Annotated in this window: 10 protein-coding genes; 9 read left to right on the forward strand and 1 reads right to left on the reverse strand. The window is 36.1% G+C overall.

Annotated elements, in window-relative coordinates; translation table 11 throughout:
- Positions 1 to 181 precede the first annotated feature (181 nt).
- The 8 genes from H0173_RS08060 to perR all read left to right on the forward strand — a co-directional run bounded on the left by H0173_RS08060 (position 182) and on the right by perR (position 11078).
- Entirely contained in the window at positions 182 to 898 is a 717-nt protein-coding gene (locus H0173_RS08060) for an ABC transporter ATP-binding protein (protein ID WP_221845842.1), read from the forward strand.
- Positions 870 to 3356, forward strand: coding sequence for an FtsX-like permease family protein (locus tag H0173_RS08065; protein WP_221845843.1), 2487 nt, complete (start codon positions 870 to 872; stop codon positions 3354 to 3356). The genes H0173_RS08060 and H0173_RS08065 overlap by 29 nt, the downstream gene beginning before the upstream one ends.
- Positions 3349 to 4131 (forward strand): hypothetical protein, encoded by a 783-nt coding sequence (locus H0173_RS08070; RefSeq protein ID WP_221845844.1) that lies wholly within the window; start codon positions 3349 to 3351, stop codon positions 4129 to 4131. Before H0173_RS08065 ends, H0173_RS08070 begins: the two co-directional genes overlap by 8 nt.
- Positions 4132 to 4455: 324 nt before the next feature.
- Positions 4456 to 6228, forward strand: a complete 1773-nt coding sequence (locus tag H0173_RS08075; RefSeq protein ID WP_221845845.1) for an ABC transporter ATP-binding protein — start codon at positions 4456 to 4458, stop codon at positions 6226 to 6228.
- Positions 6229 to 6381: 153 nt separating this feature from the next.
- On the forward strand, positions 6382 to 7857 hold the full coding sequence (locus H0173_RS08080; protein ID WP_221845846.1) for a PAS domain-containing sensor histidine kinase: 1476 nt from the start codon (positions 6382 to 6384) through the stop codon (positions 7855 to 7857).
- Between the two features lie 197 nt (positions 7858 to 8054).
- On the forward strand, positions 8055 to 9506 hold the full coding sequence (locus H0173_RS08085; RefSeq protein WP_221845847.1) for a PAS domain S-box protein: 1452 nt from the start codon (positions 8055 to 8057) through the stop codon (positions 9504 to 9506).
- On the forward strand, positions 9499 to 10149 hold the full coding sequence (locus H0173_RS08090) for a response regulator transcription factor (RefSeq protein ID WP_221845848.1): 651 nt from the start codon (positions 9499 to 9501) through the stop codon (positions 10147 to 10149). Before H0173_RS08085 ends, H0173_RS08090 begins: the two co-directional genes overlap by 8 nt.
- 491 nt (positions 10150 to 10640) lie before the next feature.
- Entirely contained in the window at positions 10641 to 11078 is a 438-nt protein-coding gene (gene perR / locus H0173_RS08095; protein ID WP_221845849.1) for a peroxide-responsive transcriptional repressor PerR, read from the forward strand.
- A 70-nt stretch (positions 11079 to 11148) separates the two neighbouring features.
- Here perR and H0173_RS08100 read toward each other — a convergent pair whose 3' ends face one another.
- Positions 11149 to 11499 (reverse strand): YgzB family protein, encoded by a 351-nt coding sequence (locus tag H0173_RS08100; RefSeq protein WP_221845850.1) that lies wholly within the window; start codon positions 11497 to 11499, stop codon positions 11149 to 11151.
- Between the two features lie 255 nt (positions 11500 to 11754).
- Here H0173_RS08100 and H0173_RS08105 point away from each other — a divergent pair, with 255 nt between their 5' ends.
- Positions 11755 to 12630 carry a nucleotidyltransferase-like protein gene (locus H0173_RS08105; RefSeq protein WP_221845851.1) on the forward strand — a complete coding sequence of 292 codons (876 nt, stop codon included), beginning with the start codon at positions 11755 to 11757 and terminating at the stop codon, positions 12628 to 12630.
- Positions 12631 to 13027 lie beyond the last annotated feature (397 nt).

A 13027-nucleotide genomic window follows, 5' to 3' on the forward strand; every position in this document is an offset into this window, starting at 1 on the left:
GTAAGGCTTTTTTGTGTTTATAAAAATTGTTTCGGTGAACCATCAATTTTTTGCGGATGTGTCTCTTAAAGTGTGCGGTTTGGAAATGTTTATTTAACCGTAAAATGAAATCATTCAAAACAACATCAAAACTTTAGCTGGAATAAGTACTATAAATTCATAATTATGGAGGGTACTACTCATGATAAACATTCAAAATGTTTCAAAGGTATTTTCGTTAGAAGCAGGTGATTTCTATGCTTTGAAGCACAACAATCTTCACATATCAAAAGGAGAATTCGTAGCGATTATGGGTCCGAGCGGCTCGGGGAAAAGTACGCTTTTGCAGCTTATCGGCGGTCTTGATCAGCCAACATCAGGGGATGTAATAGTAGACGGAATTCAATTAAATCATTTGACTGAAAAAGAGTTAACCCTATTTCGCCGGACGGGGGTCGGTTTTGTTTTTCAAAATTATCAGCTATTGCCAATGTTGACTGTAGGTGAAAATATAGCTTTGTCATTAGCAGCGAACAAGGAAGCAAAAAGTGAAATCAAAAAAAGGATACAGCAATTGCTTAAGGAAGTTCATCTCGAAGGTAAAGAAAATCAATTTCCTGTCCAGTTAAGTGGAGGACAACAGCAAAGGGTAGCAATTGCCAGAGCGATTTCTATGAAACCGAAATTGATTTTGGCAGACGAACCAACGGGAAATTTAGACCAACAGAATGGTAAGAGTATTTTGCAGCTGCTTTCCAAGCTTAATAAAGAAGAGAACATCACAGTTGTAATGGTCACTCATGACCAGCAGGCAGCTGAAGCAGCAGAGCGGGTTATTATCATCCGGGACGGAGAAATTATTCGAGATCAGAAGAAGGGAGTGAATGGTTATGAATCTTTGGTTAGTAGCCTGGCGTAATTTAATGCGCAGAAAACTTCGCAGCATTCTGACCATAATATCCATTGTAATTGGAGTAGCCTCTACCTTCGCAGTTATTACTGCTGTTGACTCTGCCGAAAAGGCATTTCCGGTATACCTTAAATCAGCCTTTGGGAAAGCAGATTTTCAGATTAGCGGCACAGATGCTTATTTCTCAGAAGATGTTTACCAAAAGGTCGAGAAGCTCGAGGGAATTGAGTCAGTAGCCATACTGAAAAAAAACACAAAGATTCACATAGAAAACAGCGAGCTGAGCTCGATTCAGAAAAGAGTCACACTTGGCGGTTTTAGTAATCTCGATACACCACTTACCGACTTTAAATTAGTTCAAGGGAACCTCACTGCAAATGGCGCCATTATTACCGACAGAACAGCAAAGGTCTGGAAAAAAGAAGTTGGCGACTCACTTTCTTTTGATACAGATGCTGGGGTAAAAACGATTAAAATAACAGCCATCGTTAAATACACAAAAGATTTAATGGGGCCATCTAGCTGGTCGATGGCAAACTTTCATCCTTGGTCGGTTGCCGTTCCGTTAATCTATGTACAGGAATGGTATGACCTACAAGGAAAAATTGACAATGTGCAGGTCAAGGCAGACAATCCTGCCACTATTGATAAAGTAGAACAAGGTTTAGAACAATTTGTTAAGCAAAATGAAGGGATTTATGCACAGCCCATTGTAATTGATTTTGAATCTCAATTTAAGACTCTTGATACATTTTTCCTTGCCCTTTATATAGCTGGGTTTTTAGGAATTGCCCTTAGTGCCTTTATTATCTTTAACTCCATTTACGTCAGTATTAAGGAACGAAAAAATGAGTTTGCTGTTCTCAAAACGATCGGCTATACATCTTCGCAAGTTCAGAACATGGTACTGTTGGAGGTTATGCTGCTATCCCTAATCGGAACTGGGATTGGCTTACTATTAGGCTATGGTTTAGGTTATGGATTAAAATCATTAATTTTTTTGATTTATAGTGTGTACGATAGCGAAACGATGATGATTACAAAAGGAATTCTCCTTTCTGCTATAGCGGGACTTCTAGTACCGGTTGTTTCGGCACTATATCCAATTCGTCAGGCAGGGAAGGTTAGTGTCATTGAAGTGTTAAAGGAAAATCGAGTATCATATGCAAAACCGAAGAAGTGGTTTGGTATAATCGGCGTGATTCTCATTATTTCTGGTTTCTATATTAAGAGTCTGCTGCTTGTAATCCCATTGATGGTTGGGATTGCTCTGATATTCCCTTACTTGTTCAAGTTATTTGATTTCGTGCTGAAACCAATTTACCGGTATTTATTTGGGTTCATTGGAGAACAGGCTTCACGCAATTTGAATCGAAACATCGGGCGTACCTCTATGACATCGGTTATCCTTTGCTTAGGAATTGCAATGATTGTATTAATGAGTTCATTAAACTCCGCCCTGCTGCAAACATATGAAAGGGTTATTTATTCTTCCTATGGCGGCAATCTAGATGTCATGTTCCACCATATTGAAAAAGATGATCTAGAAAAACTAAAAAATACTGCAGGAGTGGCAGATGCTACAACCTATTCCCTTCAAGCTATTGTTTGGTCTCATGAAAATAAAAATAGGAAATTACCAGTTTATGGGGTAGGGGAAGAATGGATTGATAAATTTCCGCTGTTTACTTCGACAAACGCTTCACCAGGGACATTAATGAAAAATTTAAAAGCAGATGAAATTATCCTAGACAAAATTGCCTGGGGCGTATGGGGCGGAAAGATTGGTGATACAGTTCTGCTTCAAACTCTTGAGGGATTCAAACCGTTTAAAGTGAAAGCCGTAGTAGATACGATGAAAAACAGCGGCTATGGAGCTTTTATGACAGAGGAGAGCTTTAAAGAAAGCTTTGGCATGAAATATGAAAGAAATGCACTTGTTCTCAAAGACGAGAATACAAGTCCATTACAGCTTAGGGAACAAATATTTGCTCAGTTTGGCGAAAGAATTGAAGAGATGTTTGGACCTGAAGATTGGGTAACTGTCATTAGTGCTACTTATACAGGCTCCTTTAGCATTATTAATGGGCTGATTTTCCTTTCGATTATCGTTTCAGGAATTGGGATTACAAACACATTACTCATCAGTATTATGGAACGTATTCGAGAGATTGCTATGATGCGTGCTGTTGGTGTGACCCGCCGGCAAATTATCGGGATGATTCTTTTAGAGGGACTGGGAATTGGATTGACTGCAACGATCATCGGATGTTTGTTTGGAATCCTGTTAATATATATTACTTCTACTTTCATGGAGGTCAATTCACTTACATTTACCTTCGGAATTACTTGGTGGATTATTCTATTAAATGGCCTGTTTGGTGTTTTGGTCAGCTTGTTCGCAAGTTTTACACCTGCTTCACGAGCATCTAATACTAAATTAGGTGAGGCGCTTAGATATGAATAAAACACATATCTATATGCTCTTATTGTCCTTCCTCCTGTTATCGGGCTGCGCGGCTAATAATTCCTGGGAGGTCGAAAAGGTAAGTGAGGTAAATCGTCCGATTCTTTCAGAGAATGTGGATGTTTCGTGGAATGTAAGGGGAAGAAATATCCAACTGGAAATAATGAATGAGAACCGTATTTCTATAGAAGGATTCGAAGTGAATCATGAAAAGTTACTTCATTTAATTCTTGTCAGCAAGGACTTATCGTATTTTAACCATATTCATCCAGAATATAGAGGGAAGGGTATGTTCGAGATTCAGAATGATTTTCCGTCTGGCGGGGATTACAGACTGATTGCGGACTTTAAACCTTCCGGGGGCAATTCAATGAGTAAGATGGCATGGGTTCAGGTAGATGGTCCCAAGACAGAGGCTGCTCCTGTTACAGTTGATGAAAGTCTTGAGAAATTGGTTGATGGTCATAGGGTTCAATTATCAACAGATTCTCTTGAAGCGGGCAAGGAGGTAACACTTACATTTACTGTTATGGGTGAGAAGAACAACCAACTCATTTCCGATCTTCAGCCTTATTTAGGTGCAATTGGCCACGTAGTCGTTCTATCTAAGGACGGCGAACGTTACCTGCATGTTCATGCGGCTGAAGATCAAGGTAGTGGACCAGAAGCTCTTTTTGAAACAGAATTCCCTAGCAGCGGCATATATAAGGTCTGGTTCCAATTTAAAAGACATAATCAAGTTTTTACGGTTCCTTATGTGGTGAATGTTCAATAGGAAGAAGTGGAAGAGACAGTAAAATGCTGCTCTCTTCTTTTTTTACTAGATGAACATTATTTTTTGTAAATCTATTAAAAATAGCTACATAAGCTAAAGGTTGCTCTAACGAATTGTTCCTCAAATCTCTCTTCTTTTGCTACTACTATATTACTTCTTTCTCTCTCTCTCTGACTTTTCGGTGCACCTCAAAAAACTTGCGGTTCTTATTCAAAAAGGATGCGGGGGTATTCAAAATGACTGCGGTTTGTAAAGGCTTCATTCACCGTAGAATGAAATTATCAAAAACATCGTGGTGATAGGGGAGAGAAAGGAGTCCTAAAAATGAAAGACTTTAAAATGTTTTTACCTTATGTAAAGCAGGTGCAAACATTGTATTTGATAGGTTTTATGGGGAGTATTTGTCGGTTTTTAATACCGCTGTTTGTACCTTTAGTTTTGAAATATATCTTTGATGGATTGCTCCAAAATGAGGCACTATCTCGCACAGAAATGTTCAATCAGTTATTATTTATTGCTGCTGGAATGTTAGCCATATTTTTATTCATCAGGACACCGATGGAATACGTTAGACAATTTTGTATTCATAAAGCCAATAACAATATTATTAGGCAGCTTAGAAGGGATGCATTCAAGAAGGTTCATTCGCTGGATGCTAAGTATTTTGTTGATAATAAGAGTGGAGAAATTGGCACACGCTTCTTCGACGATATTGAAAAGGTAAAAGGATTTTTGACAGCTATGTTCGGAAACATCTGGATCGAAATGCTTGTCCTTCTTGTCATTGTTTCCGTTATGCTTACTCTTAATGTAAAATTGGCAGTTCTCTCCATACTGTTAGTCGGGTTTCAATTTATCTTGGCGCATTTTCTATCAAAGAGATTTAAAAATTCGACACGGAATATGATGAAGTACCGGTCCGTGCTTAGCGGGTTTATTTTTGAAAAAATTCAGGGAGCCTTTCTTTCAAAATTATTTGCATCAGAAAAACAAGATAAAGAAGAATTGGATCAGCATTTAAACCATTTTGATCAATTAACAGATAAACATGCGAAAATAAATGCAACGATGTTAGCGTTAGTAAATGTTCTGAGCGATATGACGCCATTTATTGTCACAATTGTAGCTAGTCTTTTTGTTATTGATGGAAGTTTATCAGCAGGAAGCTTAATTGCTTTTTTCGCTTACGTTGATAAAATGAGAAGCCCAGTTGCAGCCTTAGTGAATGCCTACCCAGCTATTACAGAAGGAAATGTAGCTCTAAAAAGGATTTTTGAATTTTTTGGGACACCGTCAGCTATAATTGAGAAAGAAAAACCTTTAGAGCTTAGGAAATTCACGAATTCCATTCAATTTAAAAACGTTTCCTTTTCTTATGATGGCAGAAATAAAATCATTCATGACGTATCTTTCACTCTTGAAAAAGGAAAAACCTATGCATTTGTGGGGGAAAGCGGGGGTGGAAAAAGTACCATTCTTCAGCTGCTTCTTCGGATGTATGATGTTTCAGCTGGTGAGGTAATTATTGATGGAGTGAATATTAAAGATTATGCAATTTCAAGTTTAAGAGTGCATATGGGAATCGTAACGCAAGACAACTTTCTCTACAGTTCATCGATTAAAGATAATATTAAGATGGCAAAGCTGGACGCAACCGATGAGGAAATTGCGGCAGCTGCGAAAAAAGCATTTGCTCATGAATTTATTTCAGCACTGCCAAAAGGCTACGAAACTGAAATTGGTGAAAGAGGAATAAAGCTTTCTGGTGGCCAAAAGCAGCGAATTGCTCTTTCACGAGTTTTTTTGAAAAATCCTTCATTAGTCATTTTGGATGAAGCGACGAGCGCACTTGATAATGAAAGTGAAAAATTAGTCCAACAATCAATCAACCAGTTTGATCATAATAAAACCGTCATCATGATCGCACATAGATTATCAACGATTGAAAATGCAGATACGATTTTCGTTTTAAAAAAAGGGGAAATAATTGAAAGAGGAAGTCATCAAGCTCTGTTAAACCGTAATGGATATTATCGAGAGCTATATTCAAAACAAAATCAGTCAAATGCTGCTCAATATCAATTATCAGCTGGATAAGAAACCAAAAAAAAATTTATTGAGAGATCGAATCTTAGGGTTTGGTCTTTTTCTATTAAGACAGTTGTGGAGGGGCTAATTTTTCTATTCAACTTTACCTTCGTCGTGTAAAATGTAATTTGAGGAAAAAATATCCATATAGGGGTGAATACCTTGGATAAAACGGGAAATTATTGGGAATTTGATATGATTACAAAGCATACACACGATATTCTCATAATTGTTGATCAACAGCAGATTGTAAGGTATGTAACGCCTTCTTTTGAATCAATATTAGGCTATAGCCCTGAGGAGTTTGTGGGTAAAAATGCTTTTGATCCTATTTTTTCTGAAGATCGGAATCGAATAATAGCCTCACATAGGGAAGTGCTTTTGACAAAGCAGCCTAGAGTAGATGATTATCGAGTTCTTCATAATCATGGTGAAATAAAATATTTAGAATCCCGGGTCATGCCAGTACAAGATAATCCAGATCAGATTGTGGTTGTTTCTATTCGGGATATTACCTTTCGCAAACAAATGGAAAAAGAGCTAGAGCATAGAAAGAACAGATACCAAGAATTGCAAAATAGTTTAAAAAACTACTCTCAAGACTTATCAAAGGTAATGAAAGTGTCAGATATTACAAATAGACTGATAAAAGAGCTTAAAACGATGATGCATGATTCTCAGCCACAAATTATCAACCATATTCGTGAAATAAACATGGTTAAAGGAGACTCTGATCTAATCCCATTCTCCGTTGGGAATCAATTAACAGTTGGTAAGCTGCATTATCATAATGATCTAATTTATATATTATTAGGCAATAGTAATGAAATGGCGTATATTCTGACAGTCCGAGCCTCCGCTATTAAAGAATCTATGGATTCGCTATGGCTGGAAACTTTAATTTATTACACAGTTATGGTATTTGAGAGTTTAAATGTCATTGAGAGTCTATTAAATCAGTTAGAAATAGCCCTTCAAAAAAGTGAACGGCCACAATGGATATTAAGATTAATGTTTAATTTATCAGAGAAACAAAGAATGGAATTATCAAGTGATTTACATGACACTGTTTTACAAGATCAAATGGCTCTTTTTCGTAAACTTGAGAGCATTTTAAAGGAATACAAATTGGACAGTGAAGTGGATAAGCAACTAAAAGGGATTGTAGAAGGGCTATTAGACACAATTCATAAGATAAGAGTGACCTGCAATGAACTACGTCCGCCTCTTTTAAGAGAAATGGGACTTGTTCATGCATTAGAAAATCTATTTCAGTACACCCAAATTTCATCTACTTATAAAATTAGCTTTACTGCGGATAATACAGAAGGTCTAAATTTAAATGAAGAAGAAACTCTTGGATTATATCGCATTGTTCAAGAGTTACTTAACAATGCGGCTAAACATTCTCAAGCTTTTAATCTATGTTTTAATTTGAATTGTTTAGATGGTATCCTCTTTTTGCATTATTGGGATGATGGAATAGGCTTTGATTCTAAAGTATTATCGCCATCCTTCAAAAGTATGGGGCTCTCAGGAATAAGGGAGAGAATTCGAAGCCTTAATGGTAATGTAGAATTTACATCTCAACCGGGTAATGGTCTTAAAGTAAAAATGCAATTGCCAATAAGTGTGTAAGTCTGTTAATAAATAGGTCTGCCAGTGCTAGAACATACTGGCTTTTCTTTATGGTATTAAAATTACATCTTAGAAAAATAACGGTAATCCTGTATGAATCCATCATAAAAAAATCGCCTGACACGCAAGATTTTTGCGGTTTGTATGAACTGTGCTTCCGGTACAATATAAATAGAACGAATACAGGTGGTGTTGTTATGAATGACATGCAGCAATTGTTTCAGACCGTCCTGAACTATACAAGTGATATGCTCATGATCGTTGATCGAAATCGTCACCCAATATATATTACTCCTAATGTATATGAGCTCACAGGGTTTACACCTGAAGAGGCTTTAAATAGGGACGCCTTCCTTTTAATTCATCCTGAGGACCGAGATTCGTTGATGTCTAGACATAAGAAACTCCTTGAAACTGAACAGAGTAACTCCTCGGAATATAGAATTATTAAAAAAAATGGAGAGATTCGATATTTTGAATGTAAAACTACCCCGCTGCCTTATACAGAAAATTACCTTCAGGTAGTTTCAGTTAGAGACATACATGAAAGAAAACAGATGGAAATCGAACTCGAATACTATAAGAATCGCCATGAAATTCTGCAGACTAGTCTAAAGAATTTTTCGCAAGAACTTTTTTCTGTTATGAAACTGACGGATCTTGAAGAAAGACTGATGAAGGAAATCAAAGAAATAATCCCCGATTCAAATCCAACTATAATGAAAGGTGATTTAGAGAATGTAAGATCACCAGAACTTCGGCTAGGTAAAATAGAAGTGGTCTCCGACAAATTGTTAATTAAAATAGGAGAGAAAAAGCAACGATCCTATATTTTATCCGTACAAGCAAATGCTGCTCAAGAAAAGATGGATTTGATTTGGCTGGAAACTCTTGCTCATTATTCAATGATGGTTTTTGAAAATTTAATTATGATAGAAAATCTGGTGGAACAGCTCGAAACAGCTTCACAGAGTAAGGAATCTCCCCAGTGGGTATTAAGGATGATGTTTAATTTGCAGGAGCAGCAGCGTTTGACATTATCTAGTGATTTACATGATACAGTCTTGCAAGATCAAATTGATTTATATCGCAGACTAGAATCTATTCTAAATCGCTATGACTTGGATAAAGATGTGAAATCCAAGTTTATCGAGATTGAACAAGGATTACTGGATATTATTCATGAGATTCGGACTGCATGCAATAATTTACGTCCTCCATTATTAAGAGAGTTGGGACTGGAAAGGTCTTTGGAGAATTTGTTTGAGCATATTCAGGTGACCTCGACCTATAAAATTATTTTTACGGCAGAAGATCTCTCAATGCTATCGTTAAGCGAGGAACAAACTATTGGGATATATCGAATTGTTCAGGAATTCCTTCATTATGCTGAAGAATACTCGAAAGCCAATTTAATAAAATTTGATTTCTACAATGAAAAGGATCAAGTAAAGATTATTTATAGGGATAATGGGGATTTGCTGGAAATGAATAGTGAGAATCCTTTATTTGAAAATATGAGATTAGCGAATATAAATCAAAGAGCGCAATGCTTAGGGGGAAGAATAGATATTCTTAGGCAGAATTGCGGTGTAATGGCTGTATTAGAGCTTCCGATTGAGGTAGAAAGGAGTTTAGGTGATGGTTAATATATTGATCGTAGATGATCACTTATCGATAATTGAAGGAACCAAGATGCTTTTGGAACAAGAAAAGGATTTTAACATTACGATTGAAAACAGCTCACTTAATGCAATGAACTTAATAAAATTAAAGCAATATGATGTAATGCTTTTTGATTTGTATATGCCTCACTTAAATGGTCTGGAGCTAGCAAAACAAGTATTAAATAATAATCCTGATTTGATTGTCCTAATTTATACCGGGTTTGATATCAAGCCTCACTTTAATTTGCTGGTTGAGGCAGGTGTAGCCGGGTTTCTGTCAAAAACGTCTTCAAGGGAAGAGCTGGTGGCAGGGATTAGAAGCGCTTTAAGGCAACAAGTACTGCTCCCGCTTTCTCTCGTTAGAGAATTAAGAAGACCAGGAATTATAGCGGACAGTTCCAGTTCTAATGAAAAAGTAGTATTAACCTCAAATGAAGAACAAATCCTTATAGAACTGTCTAAAGGAAAAAGTACAAGGGAAATTGCCTCCACTTTAGCTATGAGTCAGCGATCATTGGAATATAGTTTAACAAATCTATATCAAAAGTTTGGTGTGCGGACAAGAGTGGACACTGTATCCAAGGCTAAACAGCTTGGGATTATACCTGAAGAAGAATTAAAATGAAAAATCCATAAGAAAAGAGCTGTATAAAAATTTGGTATTAAAGAATCCTATTTTCTGCCTATTTTAATTTTTGCAAGGCTTTTGTCCATTCATCTGAAAAGGTTTTGAATATCATTTTATTAGGGCATACCTCCTCAGATATTTTTTTGAAGCGAATCTAAATGGATTCGCTTTTTTTTGCACTAGAGAGCTTAAGGATTATTCATTGCAGACCATTGTCTTTACTTTCCAACCTCACTAATCGTCGATTTTTCCTTAACATAAACTTAAATTTTCAGTTTTTAAATTTACAAATGGGTCATATATTAAACTAAGAATAGTCGTGGGGAAAGACTGGGGGTGGAGAAATAAAAAATGGCGGACGGTTATGTATAATATTATTTGCAGCCTTGTAATTCAGTTTGTAATGTTGACAAATGTGGCAAATAGTTAGTAAACTAATTATAAAGATTATAAAGTAATAATTCTTGTTAGAAAAGAGGTGCATGGCGGTGGCGCAAGTACAGTTAAAGGAAGCGCTGGACACTTTAAAGGATACTGGAGTTCGCATTACACCACAGCGTCATGCGATACTTGAATATTTAATAAACTCTATGTCACACCCAACAGCAGACGATATTTACAAAGCTTTAGAAGGAAAGTTTCCAAATATGAGTGTGGCTACAGTTTACAATAATTTAAGAGTATTTCGTGAGGTTGGGCTTGTAAAGGAACTAACGTATGGAGATGCATCAAGCCGTTTTGATTTTGTAACAACACATCATTATCACGTTATTTGTGAGAACTGCGGAAAGATTGTGGACTTCCATTATCCAGGCCTTGATGAAGTAGAACATTTAGCATCCCATGTAACAGGTTTTAAAATTAGCCATCATCGGATGGAGATTTACGGGACCTGCCCGGAGTGTTCGAGTAAAGAGGCACATTAATGAGTTGTTAACAGAGCTGCTGGCCAATGTGCTGACAGCTTATTTTAATATAAAAAATCTCGGCTTCACTTCACGGCCGAGATTTTTTATTGTATTTTTCATCGAACTCTTTACCTTCAAGATTTCGGTCTAATGTTAACGGTTCATTACAATACATGCACATATCAACTTTGCCCAATATTTTAGTATGTTTTCCGCAATTAGGACAGACAACCTGAACAGTTTTTGTTGACAGCATTCCAATCCAAAAATAGACTCCTGTACTCGCGATAATGAAAAGCATTCCTAAAAGCATGAACAGGGTCATAAGTAAAGCGGATTGTCTAAAGAAAATTCCAAGATACATAACTAAAAAACCGACAAATATTAAAATAAGGGCGAATGAACGTATTTTATTTATTTTACTAGAATATTTAGCCATTAATGTCCCTCCTAAGGAAATACTATAACATAACAAAGGAAAGATAATAAGTAAAAAAATAAACTGAGATATATTGACTCGAACTTCTTACTGATACATAGACAAATGGCAATAGAATATGAAAAATTAAGAAGGATTATTTAAAAAAATTGTCGAAGTATATTCTCATTACATTTTTATAGCCTAATTTAGACAGATGAGAAAAGGTTGAAACAGACTTGACATAGAGCTAAATAAAAATATGGAGGAATCAAGATGGAAGACATTCTCCGTCCGATTTATCAAGAAAGAGCAAGTCAAGCAAATACACTAGGTGTCTTAATGATAAAGAAGCAGCAGAAAAATATTCCTGTGACAGATACCTTTGACGTTGTGTTGCTTATTTTAGTAAAGGAAGCAGAAATACCAATTTATGTGAAGCATTACACTTATAATGATCAAAAAGCAGCATTATATATGATTACTGATGAGCAATTAAGAGAATGGATATTATTAGGAACAAATAAAAAAGTTTTTGATTGGCTATACAATGGGAAGATTATGTTTGAACGCAATGAATATTTTCAAAAGATTATTACTGAATTAAGAGATTTTCCATTCAATGGGCGCAAACTAAAGATGGGAATTGAATTTGCAAAGTTAATTCGACGTTATATGGATGGCAAGGCACTGTTTGAAAATGGACATTATCTAGACACCTATAATCATGTTGTTCATTCACTTCATCATCTAGCCCGACTGGCTTTAATTGAACAAGGCTTTCACCCGGAAGTTACAGTTTGGCAGCAGATAAAACAAATCGAACCAGAAATCCTGAAATTATATGAAGAACTAATCAGCAGCCAAGAGCCCCTTGATAAAAGATTAGAACTATTATTCTTAGCAAGTGAGTTTCTAATCCACTCAAAAATAAAAAGCGGTACTATTCATTTTGTTGAGGTTCTTTCAGAAAAAGAATTCTGGTCTATTAATGAAATGATGGATCATAAAGAACTGCACCACTATGCTGTTGACCTAGGAATGCTCCTAGAGTATTTAATTGATAGAAATATTATTGAGGTTGTTACGATTGAGACAAAAGGTAAAGGTGTTTACCATCGTTATTACAAGTTAAGTAAAAAGCTATCTTGAAAAAATAAAAAAGTTATTGACCTTTTGAGGAATAATTGTTATATTAATATCCGTCGCTGCAATTTGTTAAGAAAAATGAAGGGCTGCTGACGGATATAGATTATAAAGAAGTGTTGACATTATATACAACACATGTTATATTAGAAAAGTCGCTTCTGAGCGGCGAGGTAGTTCTTTGAAAACTAAACAAAGCAGAAACGTCAACGTTTTAGTCTTTTTACTAAAAAAAGACATTTATGAGCTAATCAACTCACAATTTATCGCGTATAACGCGCAGTAATATCCTATCGGATAAACTGCCACTAAATGCCCGATTGATTCGACTAACCATTCCGGGGAAAGACATCCCGAAACGGAAGTCTCATTTTATTGGAGAGTTTGATCCTGGCTCAGGACG

The sequence above is a fragment of the Bacillus sp. S/N-304-OC-R1 genome, assembly GCF_019749375.1.
Taxonomy (GTDB): domain Bacteria; phylum Bacillota; class Bacilli; order Bacillales; family Cytobacillaceae; genus Cytobacillus.